Consider the following 16,052-nt stretch of genomic DNA (forward strand, 5'->3'; position numbering starts at 1 on the left):
CGAGACTAGCCCGCCGCCGCGCCGTTCACCGGCCCTGGTGCATCTGGCCGATCCGGAGCCGGTTGCCGAACGGGTCGCGGATGCCGAAGTCGATCCCGTACGGCCGGTCGGTCGGCTCGTCGGTCACCTCGACGCCCTTCGCGACCAGGTCCGCGTACGTCTTCTGCGCGTCGTCGGTGGTGAAGAACAGGAACCCACCCGCGGCGCCCTTGGTCAGCAGCTCCCGGACCTGCTCTGCGGTCTTCGGGTCCAGGGCCGGCGGGCCCGGCTTCTCCAGCAGGATCTCCCGGCCCGGGTCGCCCGGCACGTTGACGGTGAGCCAGCGCATGAAGCCGAGGTCCTGGTCGGTGCTGACCTCCAGGCCGAGCTTCCCGACGTAGAAGTCGAGCGCCTCGTCCTGGTCGAGCACGTAGATCTGGGAGCGGGAAGTCGAAGTCATCGTCATGCCGACGACGCTAGAGCAGCGCTCCGGCCTGCTGCTTATCCGAAACTGCGCTATCCCGCCGTCGGGCCGCCTGCCCGGCTTGCATCTTTTGTCCGCACGGGGACACCGCCCGGACATCCGCTGTTAACGTCCCCGTGACCAAAGCCGGGGAGGAAATCGATGCAGCTGATGGTGGCCTGGGCCGCGACCGGGGCGTTGCCACAACCGCGCCTCGATGCCGCCGCGGCCCGGTTCGACAAGGCCGTGGCCGACCTCGTACCGGACAGCTGGCACCGCCGGCGCTTCGGCGGCACGGACTGGGGCGTGCTGGTGCTGCACCCGGCCGACCCGGGCGGATACCGGTGGCCGCCCGTCGCCACCGACGGTCCCGTCACCGCCGTCTCCGTGGGCATCCCGGTCGGGGCCGACGGCGACGACCCGGTGACGCTCGCCGGCCGCCTGCTCGCCGGCGAGGACGTGCACCGGGACGTCGTACCGCCGTTCGCCCTGCTCGCCCTCGAACGCGACCGACTCGCCCTGCAACAGGACTGGCTGGGCATGGCCCGGGTGTTCACCGGCACGGCCGACGGGATAACCGCCTGGTGCACGCGGCCCGGCCTGCTCGCCGACTTCCTGCACGGCGAGGCCCGTCCCGATCCGGCCGGCTGGACGTCGTACCTGCTCACCGGCCACTTCGGCGGCGATCTGTCCCCGCTCGCCGGCATCCGGCTGCTCCAGCCGGGCGAGCGGGTCACCGGCCGCCGCCGCGCCGACGGCGGCTGGCAGCTCACCACCGAGATCCGGTACGCCGTCGACGACGTGGTCCGCAGCGGCCTCGCCGACCGGGACCGGCCGGTCGACGAGCGGCTGGACCGGGCCGCTGACGCGTTGACCCGATCCGTTGCCGGCCTGCACCGGCTGCACGACGGCGAGGTCACGCTCGGCCTCTCCGGGGGCAAGGACTCCCGGCTCATCGCCGCGACGCTCGTCGCCGCCGGCCGTACGCCGGACCTGGTCACCAACGACGACACCCCCGCCGAAGGCGACGTGGCCCGCGAGCTGGTCCGCCTCCTGCGGGAGCGGCGCAGTCTGGAGCTGCCGCACCGCCTCGTACCCGCAGCGCCGCCGGCGGCAGTCCTCGGCACCGGTCTCCGCGACCGGGCGCGGCGGCTCGCCGCGCTGCACGACCACCAGTTCCCGTCGACCTACCTGTCGCGCCCGGCGGTGCGGACCCGGCTGCCGGAGCAGGTACGCCCGCCGAGCCTCACCGGCGCGGCAGGTGAACTGGTGGTCGGCTTCTGGTATCCCCGTACCGACGCCAACCCGGCGCCCACGCCCGAGCAGGCGGCCACGAACAAGCTGCTGGCGGCTGTGCCCCATGGGGCAACGACACCCGAGGCGCTGGCCGCCGAACGGGACCGCGTCACCGCGTTGATGACCCACGCCCGGGAGCTGGGCCTACGCGACGAGCACCTGATCGACTACGTCTACCTGGTCGAGCGGATGCGCCGCTGGTGCACCGCCGCGTACACCACCGGCATGGTCACCCCGTTCCTGGCGCCCGGGTTCGTCGCCGCCAGCTTCGCGTTCACCGTCGCGGAGAAGCGGGCACGGCTGCCGCACACCGCGCTGATCGCCCGGCTCGTACCGGAGTGGGCGGACGTGCCGTTCGTCAGCTCCGCCACCGGGCCGTCCCGAGCCACCCGGATCTGGGAGGGCGACGGCGTCGCCGCCGTGGCCGACCTGCTGGACACCGTTCACGGGCCGCTCACCGAGCTGATCCGGCGTCCGGCGGTGGAGCGTGAGCTGCGTACCGCCGCCCGGGGCGGCCGGCCCGATCCCCGCGTACTGGCCCAGTTCACCGCGCTGGCGGTAGCGTCCGAACGGCTGGAACCCGGCTTCACCAAGCCGTCGACCGGCGCCACCTACGACCGGGTCACCGCGCCACCGCGCCCTCGTACGCCGACGGAGAGCCGGTTCGCCGGAGTGCGCTGGCTACGGCGGACCCGGCTCGGCGACCGGCTCTGGGTCATGGCGCGGCGGAGGGTACGGGGCCACTGACCCCGGTGGCCTCCTTGCCGCCGGTCGCGCTCGGGCGCATCCAGGCCTTGGTGAAGCAGCTCGGGACGTCGGCGGGCGCGACCTTACGGCGCCGGTAGGCCGAGGGCGACTCGCCGACGATGCCGTGGAACGTCCGGCTGAACGTGCCCAGACTGCCGAAGCCGACCAGATGGCAGATCTCGGTGACCGGTTCGTCGGTACGTGCCAGCAGGTACATGGCGCGTTCCACCCGGCGGCGTTGCAGGTAGCGGTGGGGTGTCTCGCCGAAGGTGGCCCGGAAGGTGCGGATGAAGTGTGCCTCCGAGACGTGCGCGATCCGGGCCAGCGCGGGAATGTCCAGCTGCTGCGCGTACGCCCGGTCCATCGCGTCGCGGGCACGCAGCATCGCCCGGTTGGACTCCTCCACCGCGCGACTCATAGCTGGTCAGCCTACTGCGCGGACAGCACCTCCTTGGTCATGACGTGCTCACGGCGCACGCCGTCGGGCATCAGGCCGCCCATCTCACCCGTGTCCCGGAAGCCGTTGCGCAGGTACAGGGCCCACGCGTTCGGGTTGCCCTCCGCCACGGCGAGCCGCAGCGTCCGCGCGCCTGCCAGCCGGGCCCACTGCTCGACCGCCCGGACGAGATGGTCGCCCACGCCCCGGCCGCGTCCGACGGGTGCCACGTACATCGAGATCAGCTCGACGACCCCGTCGTGCCCGGCCGGCATCCCGCTGGCCATCCCGACCGGGTGCCCGTCGAGCATCACCACGACGTTGTACGAGCCGGGGACGGTCAGCCGCGCGCGCCAGCGTTCCTCGCGGTCGCCGTCGCCCTGCCAGTCCGCCAGTCGGGCGCCGAAGGCGTACCCGGCCTCGGCGAGCGCGGCGAGCCGCAGCTCCCGCCACACCTTCCAGTCGTCCTCGCCCAGGACGCGCGTCTCCAGCATGCGGAAAGGGTTCCGCAGGCGCCCCGAGCAGGCAATCGATATCCCGCGACCGCCACGATCGGGCGCGGTCGAAACCGGCGTGAGTCGGTGGCGGAACTTGTTCGCACGGCTGAGGCGGTGTCGGCGACTTTCGCTCCTACCCGGCGGCCTGGCTGCTCGTCAGATCCCGGCAGCCTCCGTAGCCTGGAGCCGGCATGCTCAGCCAGGTCCAAGAGGGCACGGAACGTGTCCAGCGGGGAGAAGACATCGTGGAACGCGTGACGGGCATCGGCGGCGTCTTCTTCCGCGCCCACGACCCGGACCGGATCAACCGCTGGTACGCCACCCATCTCGGGGTCGAACTGGCACCGGAGTCCTACGACGTGTCCTCCTGGTGGCAGAAGCCCGGCCCTACCGTCCTGGCGGCCATGCCGGCGGACTCCGAGCACTTCGGCGGCCCCGAGCACTCCTGGTCGCTCAACTTCCGCGTCCTCGACCTGGACGCGATGGTCGGCCAGCTGCGCGACGCGGGTATCGACGTCGAGGTGGACCCCGAGGTGTACCCGAACGGCAGGTTCGCGAGCCTCAGGGATCCAGAGGGCAACATGGTCCAGCTCTGGGAGCCCGCAGGGGCCGACGCCCGTGGGCCCGCCTGACCCTCGCACGGGGGTACCGTCGTGGCGCTGCTGACGGAGCCCGCGTCCCGCGGCGACATCGGCCCCGGAACGCCTTTGTGGAATTGGAGCCCCCGGCCGGGATCGAACCGGCGACATCTCGCTTACAAGCTTTGTGCGTCGCGTCCGCACGCGTCTGGCAACGACTGGTCGCTCGAAGCTTCGTCCGTGCCAGCGCTCGTCAGCGTGCTGCCGTCCGGCGGCGTTGCTGTCAGCGTTGCTGTCGGCAGGCGTTCCGCTGGCGACCCAGGCCAACCCCGCTGGGGAGTACGGTTTCGGGTTGTCGGCTGCTTCAAGCTGGTGCCGGCTCGCCTGTACGAACAAGTCCGGGCGTTGTCGAGCCCGGCCCGTCTGCGGTCTCGTGAACCTTACTCGCGTTCGGGGTGCGGGGCGTCCAAGTGGAGATAGCCCGATGCGGTGAAGTCGTCGTATACGAAGGAGGCACCGCCAGGGGGGTTGGTCACCAACTGTTCCAGCGCCAGCACGATTTCCTTATCGCCGAACGGCTGTCCCCCTAGCCCGCTCAGGTGGGCCGCATTCAGCCGCGCAGCGTGGAGGGTCATTTCTCGGCCGATGGACAGCGGGTCACCGGCGAGTTGCCGGATCGTGCGCCGCGCGACTAGGAGGCAGTCTTGCCGACCTGTCAGCAGGGCGAACCACCCTGAGGAGAAGGCACCGGCCCACCTGGCCCCGCCCGTCGAGCCGCCAATTGCGTTCCAGGGCGGCCGGGCACCGTAGCGCTGGCGGTGCGCTTCGATTAGCTGTCCTTCCCCGAGGGCAATGATCTCCGATGGCGTGTCCAGACTGGGAGATTCGATCATCGCCACCGCACCGGACTGCACGAGAATGCTGTACCCGATTGCCGAGTGGGTGGTAAACCACTGGTCAATCTCGGCCCGCTTGTTTCCCTTGGTCGATGAGCCAGACAGCCCATTGTGTTGGGCGAACCGCTTCGGGATATCCTTCGCCAGCCCCACGTACAGGACGTCGCGACTCTGCGGGTCCCAGAAGCAGTACACACCCGACGGGTGCCAGTCGAAGCCGACGGCCGGTAGTAGCTCCCGAAGCGCCGCCCCCATCGTTCTTCGCTCGTCCGGGCCGTACACGTCCCGTATCACGGTGCACAGGGTCATGACGCATCTTGACACGACCAAGGCCCGGGGTTAGGCCTGCCCGATCGGCGCCCTGAGGGCAACCCGTTTTCGGGTTGCTGTTCACCGCCTGGACCTCGCGCCCAAACTCGTAGCCCTGTCCGCGCGCGGCCGTCTCAGCGCGGGCTCCTGCCTTGCCCGCTGGGTTGTCATACCGGCCGTGCACAATGCGACCCGCAGTACAGGGCCGGACGGAGCGAGGATCGCGCGATGGACTTGGGTGACGCTGGCGGCTTGCTGGGAGCACTAGCTGGGGCTGTAGCACTGTGGTACGCCAGGCAGTCAGCGAGGGCTGCGGGTGCGTCTGCTGAGGCGGCAGACCGAGCCGTGAAGACGGCTGAGCAGGTTGCTGAGCACGATAGGGAGCGACGCCGTGTCGAGCGGCAAGACCTACATGAACGGCTCGGTCCTCCGCCAGTCCCCAACGTCTCCTTCGCAGTAGCCGCCGGGCGGCCAGAAGCCCCCCTCGGCGTATTCGCCCTGGTTCGCAATGACGAACCACGCACTTACAGAGTCACAGCAGTCATGATCGATGAGTCAAACGGCCACCATCCATGCGGATCGAACGTGGCGCATCCAGGCTCGGATCTCCGATTCGCGCTTGGCCATCTGTCTGTCGACCTAAGGGCGCCAGACGGGATGCAGGGCGAGGCTCTAACGCGTTTCTGGGCCGGAGTCGACCAGGGCCAGCCCGCGGTCGATAAAGCTTTTGCCGCTCGTCAGAACCTGTTCCACCGGCTGGTCTTGCTTTACGAGCCAGGCGAGGCCTGGCAGTGTGATTGCGTAGGTACCGGCGCTACCGAGTTGAAGGAGATCCCCGGCATTCCTGGCAGCACATTCCACTGGCGACGGGAGTTGAAGGTGGAGACGCCTCAGCTGGCGGCCGTGTGAGCTGGCCAGCAGTGCCTAACGCGACCAGAGGGCTGGCGGGCTCGCGACTAGCTCCTCCAGAGGTACTTGAAGTGCCTCAGCCAGGGCCCTCACGGTCCTCATGTGCGGGACCGTCTGCCCGGCCTCGATGCGAGCAATCGTAGCCCTGCCCAGACCCGAAGCCTCTGACAGCTCCTCCTGCGTGAGTAGCCGGGCCACCCGCGCAGCGCGCAGTCGGGTCGCCAGCAGAAGCCTCGCGTCGGTCTTCGGGGTAGTGATCGGCAAATGATACATTCCTGATCCAAGTTCGAAGCAACGGCAGGAGCTACATGCGGGCTAGAGGTCGCAGCCAGGGATGGGCACCCCGGAGCTGGGAGACGGATCTGCGATGACCCCTGACACCGAAGCCACGAGCCGTCGACACCACACGGCGCCTTCCTTGGCTGACCGGAAGCCTCGCCTCGTGACGCCCCGGAGCCTCACCCAGACGCCTCTGGACCTTCACCCTCAGCACCTGGACCTGCCGTCTCCTACCCAGCGAGTGATCGTCGGTGACGCTCGAAAGATTGACCTCCCCGATGGGAGCGTGGATCTGGTTGTGACCTCCCCGCCTTACTGGAAGAAGCGGGACTATGGTCATCCTGACCAAATCGGGCTCGAAGATACCCCTCAAGAGTTTGTCGCCTCCATGCTGGATTGCCTGAGGGAATGGCGGCGACTCCTAAGGCCAACCGGTTCTGTTTTCTTGAATATCGGCGACACGTACCACAAACGATCCCTTATGGGCATCCCGGGTCGCATCGAAGCGGCAGCGACGGATGATGGATGGCTTATCCGAAACCGAATCATCTGGTCCAAGGTGAAGGGCATGCCAGAGCCGGCGAGGAACCGCCTCGCCAATCGACACGAATATATCATTCACCTCGCCCCCCGACAGAGCTACTACTACGACCTGTATGGTTATTCTCAAGCCTTCGGGACGGGAAAGGGCGCGAATCCCGGTGATGTGTGGTCAATGGCCCTCGATCGAAACATGGGCGCTCACCTCGCGCCGTACCCCCGAGAGTTGGTCCGCCGAGCCATCACTCTTGCCTGCCCGCCCGTAGTCTGCACCACTTGTGGTGCGGCTCCTGAGCGGGTTTTGGCCAAGACCGCCATGCTTGACCCCGACCGTGCGCAAGCACGGCGTGCGATTGAGCTTGCCGTGCAAAAGGGGCTGACAGAGGATCACATTGCCGCCATTCAGGCGACCGGTGTTTCCGATGCCGGCAAGGCCCTGCACGTGCAGACAGGGACCGGGCGCAATTCCGAAGTCGTGAAAGCCCTTGCACGTGAGGCCAAGGAGGCATTGGGCGGATACTTTCGGGAGTTTACCTTCGCCAAAAAGGTCACAACGGGGTGGACTGATTGCGGCCACTCGGGAAGAACGCGCGGTGTGGTCCTAGACCCATTCATGGGAACAGGAACGACATTGCAGGTCGCAACAGAAGAGGGACGGGACGCCGTCGGGGTGGACCTGAAACCTCTCCCCGGTGGCACAAGTTATCCCGTACCCAATTCGGGCGCAAGCAGCGACTGAACTGCTTGCCCGAATCGCTGGTCCTCCTCTACGGGGTCACTCGAGTTCAGATCGAAGTGGTACTGGTATACCTCGACGGGCCCGATGTAGCCCATGCTGCGAAGTCCGTGGAAGGAATCGCTACCTCTTGGGTGCGCCAAAACCACCTTGACGCATCCGTAACGAACCGCATACGTCACAGCCTGGTTGATCGCATCACGCTTTGAGAAGTCGCCGGCAGCAACGTTCTTGATTTCGATTACCAGTGCGGTGCGGCCGTCCTCCGATCGAACTACAACGTCGGGCGTCGCCTTGTACGATCGTGGGTTATCGAACAGCCGGGTGCTACCCTCGCCGTTGCCATCCAAGACCGAGTGAGACCACTGGCGCTCCAGTGCGAAGGATGTCAACGTGGCGCGCACGTAGTTCTCGAATAGTGTGTCCATATTCAACACGAGCGAGGGAAGCTGGACGGCACCTCCATCGCTATCAATAAGGACCCCTCGGCCCTCCACGACCGCAGCGGCGACGTTCAACGCATCGCGATAGTAGGATCGAAGAGTGGGTAGCTCTGCCTTACCTGCTACCAGCGGGTCCTGCATGAACCGCCGGCCGTGGTCCAGGTCGACGCCTGCAAACAGGCTGAACTGCGCGTTCAGCTTCCGGTGAAGTCGCCGCACGTTCTTATCGACGTTCCGCTGGTCGACAAAGTGCCTCGCGAGTAGCCAAATCGCGTATTTGAGGCATTGATTGCTGCTGTTATTGACCGAACGTTCGAACCAGGCACTTTCCGCCTTGTGCTCGATTCCATGCGCATTCAATCGCTGCACAGTCTGATGTACCAGCAACCGCCCTCGCGGAAACGACGTTGGCTCCTCGTGGCGTTGATAGCTTCTCAACATACCATTAGCGCTGATCGTATCTATGTGCGAGGTCAGAGCGCTGGCATACAGGCTCGCGAGCGAATCACTCCAATCTTCACCCTTCGTATAGCCGCGTATGATGCTGAGAACCGTAGGAAGGTGATCGGCAATCCGAGCCATTCTTGCAAGGTTGCCGATTGGAACGCGTGGGACAACGCGTACGACGACTCGCTCTGTTACAGGCACGAAGCCAACGTAGCCTCGGGCATGTAGGGTAAGCTTGCCCTTACTCAGACTGATTCTGAAGAAGTCTCCGGTCTCAACTTCTGGGCTCAATCTGAGGCGGCCGGAATCGTCTAGCAGCGAGGCAACTTCGATCGCAATAGGGCCTTGCTCCGGGCAATCGAGTACTCGCATTTCGCCGGCAACAGATGGCTGCTTGAACGGCACGACGGTGAGTGGAGCCGAGCGAGAGTTAGGTCTCATTCCTGCGTCGGTATCACGGGGTTCTGATCGCCGGCCGCTGCTGCGCTGGCGAGCTGCTCCTCTGGATCCTTACTGAGACCTTCGGCGGGGCCTGGCAGTACTCTTCTCCATGCGGCCTCGATTCCTGCATACGTATTAGGATCAAGGCGATACGCCTTTTCCAATACAAATCGGAGCTGATACCGCCATACTCGTTCAAGCGAGGTGGCGTCTCGGGCATCTGTGAAGTAGGTATGGCCGATTGCGGCCTGCGGCGTCGACTTGGCTAGGCCGTTAACATAATCAAAAAAGCCGACCACCCGCCGGATCAGATCGTCAGCCATCTCACTAGCCTCAAGCATAGAACGGAGAATTTCACGATTCGGATCCATGGCCAACTTCGGGAACCGCCGCTCGAACGCTGCATCAACCTCATCAACCCCGCGATCGAGCGGGTTCATTGTTGCTAAGAGCACGAAATTGTGGGGCACGATGCATTCCTCGCCTGACGCGAGCGTGAAGGGGATGCCTCTCTTGGACTTCTCGATGTAAGTGAGTGCTTCCCCGAATACTCGGCCAGGATCCCCTCTGCTGAGCTCATCGATGACCAGAACATATGTTTTAGTTGGGTGACGCCCAGCCTCTCGGCACATTTCTAGAAACTGCTTTGCCTTGAGTTCGAAGCCACTCCCGTCCTCGCGCGGCACGAACCCCTGCATAAAGTCTTCGTACTGGTAAGACGGATGGAACTGGATGAACCTAATGCGAGACGGGTCTCCATGGACGAGAGCGGTTCCTACCTTGGCCGCGTACCATGTCTTGCTAGTACCTGGAGGTCCCGTGAAGATTACGCCACCGTAATGCTCAAGTAGTTCTCGGACTTCCCAAACGATGGGATCGTCGTCACGCATTGGGGGGTCATCAGGCCGGCTAGACGCATGTTCAGCAATTGCTTTTTCTGCCCCGATGTCAAGCTCGTCGGCATCCAGTATCCGAACTTCTCCTGCCAATATTGGCATTGCTGCTGCTCCTTGCAGACCTCTTAGTGTGGTCCCTCGAATGGGTCACGCAATTCTGCGGGAACTTTGTCATCAAAGAGAGTCTCGAAGTCGAAATCCAAGTCCACCTGATCGAATAGGAAGGCTTCCTTTAGAGCGTCGACCAGGGCGCTGCCCTCAGGCGGATCGCCTGTGGTCGAACGGAAGCCAAAGTTCCGGAATAAGTAGGCGCCGAGGGCAGCAGCGGACAGTTGAGAGTCGAAGAGGAGGTACTTTAGGGCGAGATCGGCGTGATTCGGCTTCAGCGTGAACAGGTCATTCTCAATTTCGATTACCTTGCGAGGCTCTTCTCGCAATGACGACGGCGCGAAGCTCCCTGCAAGGTTCCTGTTCATCCAATACCGTGACTTGTCCTCGACGCTCTTATGCCACATCGGGCGGAAGTAGGGCTTCTTAGGCGGGCCACCGGGTACTCGGATGTACGGAATCAGGTCTGACCACCTGGGCTTGAGTGCTGTTAGCCGGCCATTCTCCATGGCGAGCGCACGGAGGTGGAGGTAGGCAAGGAAGAAGGGATGCATAGGTCGGCTGGTCAGGTGCCTGATGGCCCATCGGACAGCGTCGCGGTCAAGTATGTAGATCTCGACGTCGTCGTTCGGAGTGCCCATACGGGAACCTTAGATGCCAATCGCTGCCCGAGCGAGCACTAGATCAACGCGTTGCCATCCCGTCTGCCATCGACCCGCCCTCCAGGGAGCGGGCCGCCGCCCGGCCCGCCATGTCAAGACGGCCTTGACGCAGGTTCGGACGCTGGCGGGTCGGGCGGGGGTCTGCTCGGCTTGCCCGGGTCGATGGCAGGCGGGATGGCCTACAGCAACCACCCACGGACCGCGAGCCGCCGACGGAGCCCCGGCCATCCTGGAGCCGGAGCGCCCCCGCCGGAGGCGCCCTAACCGCACCCCCGCGGCCGCCGCCAACTCGCCGACGCGGCCGGCGTGCGCTCCCCTACGCCGCGCGGGCTCATGGCCGCGCGGCCCGGCCGGCTGCCGGCCCACCCTGCTCCTGTCAACGGTCTGTCGTTCTGCGGCGGCCCTCCGGGCTTCCCCGCTGTCCGCGCCAGCCGCCGGGCGTGAGGCGTGACTGCCGCAGAGCGACAGCGGCAGCGGCCGGCGCGCGCCCTGGCGGCGGCGCGTGCGGCCCGTCTAGGGCCGCCTTGAAGACGTACAGAAACTTTGAACCACATCGCCGGCCGCCGGCGGCTAGGACTACGAGCGGCCGAATTCGGTGTAACGGGGCTGGCCCTCGGCTAGAGCGGCGAGGGCCGACTTGACTCGTCGTGCCATTGAGGGGCGCAGGTGAGGTATGGCCTCTTCGTACGGGAGGAGCCGGAGGCCGGTTAGCTCATCGTCGGTAGGCCTAAGGGCTTCGGCCTGGTCGTCGTCGAGCTGTCCGCCGTCGAAGATGAACATCAGTCCGTCCGACCAGACGCCCTGTGCTGGGATCCAGTCGACAACGAGAAGTCTGCTGATCGGGAGGTCCAGTCCAATTTCTTCCCGGATCTCCCGGCGACAAGCGGCCAAGGGTGACTCGTCGGCGTCGGCGATCCCTCCCGGTATGTCGAGGAAGGGCTTGTAGCCGGGGACAACGAACAGGATTCGTCCGGCTCGGTCGCGGATCAGCGCCCCGCCTGCCACCCGCTTCCGCGGTAGTCGCTGAGCGATGCCGGGGTTGAACTCGCGTTCCGGTTCGCCCTCGGCGGCGAGGTCGTCGGCCAGCGTCACAGCATCACCGTACTGAACCGCGCCGACGAGCGTGATGGGTGCCTCAGCTTGCCAGGAGGACGTCAGCACGCTGTTTGAACTCCTCGACGGATGCGTGACGGGCATGGGGAACGAACTTCTGCCGGAGCTGCTTGAGCTGCTGGTGTGACCGGTGCGAGGTGAGACCGCTGGCTGATTCGATGGCTGTGGTGCCGAGGGCGGTGGCTTCCTCGATGTCGCCGTCGAGCAGCGCCACGCGGGCCAGCTGGGAAGCGGCGTACACCCGGCGCCGCGCCTGGTCCTTGCCGCTGTCCCAGACGGACTGCATGAGGGGGCGTGCCTGCTTCGGCCGGCCCAGGTCGATCCAGCAGGTACCGGTGTGACTGGCGAAGAGCACGTCGCCCCAATGCTTCGCCCAGTCGGGTCCTTCCTGAGGCACGATGCGGTGGAAGCTCTCCTCAGCTCTGCTCAGCGCAACCCTGCACCCGGCTTCGTCACCTTGGACAGCGTAGGCCCGCGCTTCAAAGATGGAGGCTTCCGCCACTACGACCGGGACGCCTGCGCGAAGACTTACGTCACGTGCGACCTGGGCGAGCCGGAGCGCCTGCGCCGATCGCCCCAGGTACAGCGCTTGATCGGCCATGCTCGTCAGAACGTACGAGGCGTAAGCCCGATCGCCGGCGGCTTCGGCGAAACGTAGTGCCTGCGTGAAATAGCGTTGTGCAAGCGAGTGGCGCGACGTGTCGTAGGCCATCCATCCAATCAGTTCGCACAGCACGGCCGTTGCGCTGAATACCTCACGCTCCAACTTCTCAGGCTTCAGTGCCCGAACTTGAGGCAGCACTCGATCTCGTAGGTATCGAACCGCCATCATCCGGCAGTGCTCTCCACCGAATCTGCGATCGAGCCCGTCGAACATGCCTGTCATGGTCCGAATTTCTTCTACATCTTGAGGCGTAACCTGCTTGCCTTCGCTTGGCAAATCCATGACCGCATCGCCGAAGAGCCAATCTAAGCACGCCGCGTTCAGCGCATCCGGCGCGTATTTGCCGGCGACAACCGCCGTGTGCTTCATCTCGTCGAAGCGTGACAGATCGCCGAGCGTGGACGCGGACTGACCGAGCGAGGCGATGTAGGCGAGGCCGACGTCTGAGCGCGCCCGGTCGGTCCCTCCGCTCAGGCCGAGCTGGTCAGCGCCTTCTCCGTAGGCCTCGCACAACAAGGAACGGTATGGATCAGAGGCATCCCGTTCGCCGCTCTCCCACGCCGAGATCATCCGCAATAGACTCGTGCGCGTAGCGAGGGCGTGCCGGCCCTCCGCTCGACGCTCAAGCTCATGAGCTAGGCGCGCTTTTGACCAGCCGCGCACCTGTCGAGCCTGCCGTAGTGGCGTCATGCCTCATCCCCGATTCGGTGGCCAGCTTAAGAGTCTGCCCGCTTCACCATGCACCATTCTCCACACTCAATGCAAGGCATGAGTCATCCCCCGTCACCATCTGCCATGCGCAGTCTCTTGCGACCCGTGCCGTCAGTCTCCCGAGATGAGCGGCGGCGGAGTTTCATGAATGCACGGGTGATGGACACCCGGGGCGACAAGCCCTCTCCCTTAGGAGCAGAAATGAAGCTGTACGTGGACACCGCGAGCAAGCAGGTCCAGGTGACGAAGGACCCGGAGCCGAAGAACGACCAGAACGGCAACCAGCGGTCGGAGAAGAACACCGGCCGGCTCATGTGGTCGACCCAGGTCTTCGTGCTCGACGAGACCGGCGGCGAGATCATCACCATCACCACGGCGGGAGAGAAGCCGAACGTGACGGTGGGGCAGCTCGTCGCTGTCGAGCAGTTGGAGGCCATCCCGTGGGCGACCAACGGGCGCAACGGCGTCGCGTTCCGTGCGATCACGCTGAAGCCGAAGGCTGGCACCTCGGCGGCGAAGTAGTCCCTCGATCCACCTGTGCTGCGTGAGCTTCTGGTGTCTGACGCGCACCCGCGCGTGAAGCGGCCTGAGGTCCGCTGACAACGACAAGTGAAGAAACGGTCCGGGAGTGGTTCCGACTCCTATGCTCCCGGCCCGGTCACCACGTCGTGGTGGTGGCAACCCCGCAAGAGCTGGCGCGGGGTCGGTCCGACTCCTACATCTGCCGACCCCGTGCCCTCCAACTCATCCACCCACGTATGGGAGGACTCGTCGTGTCCAAGTCTAGCCCCCGCCGCCCGTTCGGCGGCAGGTCGAACAACACGATCACGGTGATCGAGGCCAAGGTTCACCGGTCCTCGGCACGCAACGCCCGGTTGGCGTTCATCCTCACGGCGGTCATCGTCGGCCTGTTGTCGGCCGTGGTGGCCGCTTCCTACATCCACCCCATCCTCGCCGTCTTCGTCGGCACGCTCATCGGGGTTCCGCTGGGCGGCCTGGCCTGGCTGCTCGTGCGGGTCTGGCCGGTCCTGCGGCTGCTCTGGTGGTGGACCCCGGAGATCGGGCTCACCACGTTCCTCGGCGCTGCCTGGGTGCAGCTCGCCAACCACACCCCGATGCCCGTCACCCTGGCGGTGGTCGTCCTGGTCGTCGGTGTCCCGGCCGCTGTGCCGGCGTCGCGCCGGTTCGTGGTCGCCTGGACGTGGTGCCTGATCGTGCGGCATCGGCTGCGCGTGTGCTTCGCGCAGTTCATCATCGCCAACCAGTCCGGCAGCCTGCCGCTGATCCTGTGGGCCAAGCCCACGCCGGTCGGTGAGCGGGTCTGGGTCTACCTGCGCCCCGGCCTGTCCCTGGCCGACCTGGAAGGCCGCCTCGACCGCATCGCGGTCGCCTGCCACGCCTCCACCGCGCTGATCGAGCGGGCGTCCGACGGCAACGCCGCCTACCTGCGCTTCGACATCAAGCGCCGCGAGATCCTCACCGCCCAGGTGGGTTCCCCGCTCGTCGACGTCATCGACGACACCATCCCCGTGACCGAGCGGATCCCGGCCACCGTGCCGACCGCCCTGGACCTGCCCGACGTCGACATGCCCACCGTCACCCTGCCCACCCAGCAGGGCAAGCCGGCGGTCAAGAAGCCGGCCACTACCGCCAACGGCAGCAAGCCCGCGGCCTCCACCACTCCCGACGTCGACGACGTCTCCGACTGGATCTGATCCCAACCCCAACCCGGTCGCGGAGAGCCCTGCGGGGTTCGTTCGTGTGGCTCTCCGCGCCCACCAACTGCCCAAGGAGGGCACCTCATGACCACCACGACCGCCCCGACGTCGGGGATTCCGGTGGGGCCTGGCCTGTCGATGTTCGACCCCATCTTCGTCGGCATCGACGAGTTCGGTCACCCCGTCTACATCACCCTCGCCTACCGCAACCTCCTCGCCGGCGGCGAACCCGGCGGAGGCAAGTCCGGCCTCCTCAACACCATCGCCGCCCACGCCGCCCTCTCCGTCGACTCCCGCCTGGTGCTGCTCGACGGCAAGCTCGTCGAACTCGGGCAGTGGGAGGACTGCGCCGACGCGTTCATCGGCCCCGACATCACCGCCGCCCTCGACATCCTCCGACGGCTCCAGCTGGTGATGAACAACCGCTACGCCTGGCTCCGCGCCCACGGGCGCCGCAAGCTCACCCCGGCCGACGGCCTGTCGGTCATCACCGTCCTGGTCGACGAGATCGCCTACTACTCCGCCACCGTCGGCACCAAGCAGGAACAAGAAGAGTTCGTCGCCCTCCTGCGCGACCTCGTCGCACGCGGCCGTGCCGCCGGCATCCCCGTGGTCGCCGCGACTCAGCGGCCGTCGTTCGACATCATCCCCACCAGCCTGCGGGACCTGTTCGGCTACCGCGCCGCGTTCCGCTGCACCACCCCCAACACCTCCAACATCGTCCTCGGTCACGGCTGGGCCGAGCAGGGCTACACCGCCACCGACATCGCCCCCACCAACCAGGGCGCGGCCTACCTCATCGCCGAAGGCGGCACCCCGAAGCGCATCAAGGTCGCCTACCTCACCGACACCCAGATCGCCGGGATCGCCGACTACGCCGCCTGGATCCGCCGACCCCGCCGGTTACCGACCCTGATCCCGGACCTGACCCGGGCGGATTTCGAGGTGGCGGCATGACCACCCGCGAACAGACCTACGCCAAGGCCAACCAGCAGCGGGCCGCGCAGTACGTCGAGATCTGGATCGTCGCCCAGCCGGGCGAGATCGCCTCGATGGTCCAGGTCGCCTCGGCCAGCGGCCGACTCGTCTACCTCGGCCCACCCCAAGCCATGGGCGGCGACGACACCCGACAGCGCCGCTACCTGCGGCTGCGCACCCGATAGCAGTCGACGGAACCGGCCTCA

The 16,052-nt window shown here is 66.1% G+C and carries 18 protein-coding genes; 8 read left to right on the top strand and 10 right to left on the bottom strand.

The features are described from left to right. Window positions 1–25: 25 nt before the first annotated feature. A complete protein-coding gene (locus KSK32_RS09100; RefSeq protein WP_216930342.1) occupies window positions 26–445 on the bottom strand; it encodes a VOC family protein in 420 nt (139 codons plus the stop codon). 159 nt (window positions 446–604) lie between these two features. On the opposite strand from KSK32_RS09100, the gene KSK32_RS09105 reads away from it, so the two are divergent. Beyond that, the gene (locus KSK32_RS09105) at window positions 605–2,485 is read left to right on the top strand and encodes a hypothetical protein (RefSeq protein WP_216930344.1); all 1,881 of its coding nucleotides are present in this window, start codon (window positions 605–607) and stop codon (window positions 2,483–2,485) included. Here the strand turns inward: KSK32_RS09105 and KSK32_RS09110 are convergent. Both KSK32_RS09110 and KSK32_RS09115 read right to left on the bottom strand, forming a co-directional pair. Beyond that, the gene (locus tag KSK32_RS09110; protein WP_216930346.1) at window positions 2,454–2,903 is read right to left on the bottom strand and encodes a helix-turn-helix domain-containing protein; all 450 of its coding nucleotides are present in this window, start codon (window positions 2,901–2,903) and stop codon (window positions 2,454–2,456) included. The genes KSK32_RS09105 and KSK32_RS09110 overlap by 32 nt on opposite strands. Window positions 2,904–2,914: 11 nt before the next feature. Next, window positions 2,915–3,415: a GNAT family N-acetyltransferase gene (locus KSK32_RS09115; RefSeq protein ID WP_216930347.1), complete on the bottom strand. Its 501-nt coding sequence runs from the start codon at window positions 3,413–3,415 to the stop codon at window positions 2,915–2,917. Window positions 3,416–3,663: 248 nt separating this feature from the next. Here KSK32_RS09115 and KSK32_RS09120 point away from each other — a divergent pair, with 248 nt between their 5' ends. Next, entirely contained in the window at window positions 3,664–4,050 is a 387-nt protein-coding gene (locus KSK32_RS09120; RefSeq protein WP_216930349.1) for a VOC family protein, read from the top strand. Between the two features lie 386 nt (window positions 4,051–4,436). Here the strand turns inward: KSK32_RS09120 and KSK32_RS09125 are convergent, their stop codons facing one another. Beyond that, window positions 4,437–5,201, bottom strand: coding sequence for a GIY-YIG nuclease family protein (locus KSK32_RS09125; protein ID WP_216930351.1), 765 nt, complete (start codon window positions 5,199–5,201; stop codon window positions 4,437–4,439). A 543-nt stretch (window positions 5,202–5,744) separates the two neighbouring features. On the opposite strand from KSK32_RS09125, the gene KSK32_RS09130 reads away from it, so the two are divergent. Further along, complete coding sequence (locus tag KSK32_RS09130; RefSeq protein WP_216930354.1) at window positions 5,745–6,110, top strand: hypothetical protein; 366 nt, start codon at window positions 5,745–5,747, stop codon at window positions 6,108–6,110. 15 nt (window positions 6,111–6,125) lie between these two features. Here KSK32_RS09130 and KSK32_RS34915 read toward each other — a convergent pair whose 3' ends face one another. After that, window positions 6,126–6,383, bottom strand: a complete 258-nt coding sequence (locus KSK32_RS34915) for a helix-turn-helix transcriptional regulator (protein ID WP_353939629.1) — start codon at window positions 6,381–6,383, stop codon at window positions 6,126–6,128. Window positions 6,384–6,675: 292 nt separating this feature from the next. Here KSK32_RS34915 and KSK32_RS09140 point away from each other — a divergent pair, with 292 nt between their 5' ends. Continuing rightward, window positions 6,676–7,668, top strand: a complete 993-nt coding sequence (locus KSK32_RS09140) for a site-specific DNA-methyltransferase (protein WP_216930358.1) — start codon at window positions 6,676–6,678, stop codon at window positions 7,666–7,668. On the opposite strand, the gene KSK32_RS09145 is transcribed toward KSK32_RS09140, so the two are convergent. The 5 genes from KSK32_RS09145 to KSK32_RS09165 all read right to left on the bottom strand — a co-directional run bounded on the left by KSK32_RS09145 (window position 7,632) and on the right by KSK32_RS09165 (window position 13,009). Continuing rightward, window positions 7,632–8,960 (bottom strand): McrC family protein, encoded by a 1,329-nt coding sequence (locus tag KSK32_RS09145; RefSeq protein WP_216930360.1) that lies wholly within the window; start codon window positions 8,958–8,960, stop codon window positions 7,632–7,634. The genes KSK32_RS09140 and KSK32_RS09145 overlap by 37 nt on opposite strands. A gap of 32 nt (window positions 8,961–8,992) precedes the next feature. Next, complete coding sequence (locus KSK32_RS09150; protein WP_216930361.1) at window positions 8,993–9,994, bottom strand: McrB family protein; 1,002 nt, start codon at window positions 9,992–9,994, stop codon at window positions 8,993–8,995. Between the two features lie 23 nt (window positions 9,995–10,017). Then, window positions 10,018–10,641 (bottom strand): hypothetical protein, encoded by a 624-nt coding sequence (locus tag KSK32_RS09155; RefSeq protein WP_216930363.1) that lies wholly within the window; start codon window positions 10,639–10,641, stop codon window positions 10,018–10,020. Window positions 10,642–11,238: 597 nt separating this feature from the next. Further along, window positions 11,239–11,823, bottom strand: coding sequence for an NUDIX hydrolase (locus KSK32_RS09160; RefSeq protein WP_289256524.1), 585 nt, complete (start codon window positions 11,821–11,823; stop codon window positions 11,239–11,241). Then, a complete protein-coding gene (locus KSK32_RS09165) occupies window positions 11,798–13,009 on the bottom strand; it encodes a hypothetical protein (RefSeq protein ID WP_216930365.1) in 1,212 nt (403 codons plus the stop codon). The genes KSK32_RS09160 and KSK32_RS09165 overlap by 26 nt, the downstream gene beginning before the upstream one ends. Before the next feature lie 342 nt (window positions 13,010–13,351). On the opposite strand from KSK32_RS09165, the gene KSK32_RS09170 reads away from it, so the two are divergent. The 4 genes from KSK32_RS09170 (at window position 13,352) to KSK32_RS09185 (ending at window position 16,031) form a co-directional block, all read left to right on the top strand. After that, complete coding sequence (locus KSK32_RS09170; RefSeq protein ID WP_091583472.1) at window positions 13,352–13,672, top strand: hypothetical protein; 321 nt, start codon at window positions 13,352–13,354, stop codon at window positions 13,670–13,672. A 302-nt stretch (window positions 13,673–13,974) separates the two neighbouring features. Then, window positions 13,975–14,865 (top strand): hypothetical protein, encoded by an 891-nt coding sequence (locus KSK32_RS09175; protein WP_289256640.1) that lies wholly within the window; start codon window positions 13,975–13,977, stop codon window positions 14,863–14,865. 87 nt (window positions 14,866–14,952) lie between these two features. Continuing rightward, entirely contained in the window at window positions 14,953–15,825 is an 873-nt protein-coding gene (locus KSK32_RS09180) for an FtsK/SpoIIIE domain-containing protein (RefSeq protein ID WP_216930369.1), read from the top strand. Further along, window positions 15,822–16,031, top strand: a complete 210-nt coding sequence (locus KSK32_RS09185) for a hypothetical protein (protein WP_216930371.1) — start codon at window positions 15,822–15,824, stop codon at window positions 16,029–16,031. Before KSK32_RS09180 ends, KSK32_RS09185 begins: the two co-directional genes overlap by 4 nt. Window positions 16,032–16,052 lie beyond the last annotated feature (21 nt).

This window comes from Micromonospora sp. WMMB482, from assembly GCF_019038635.1.
GTDB lineage: Bacteria > Actinomycetota > Actinomycetes > Mycobacteriales > Micromonosporaceae > Micromonospora > Micromonospora marina.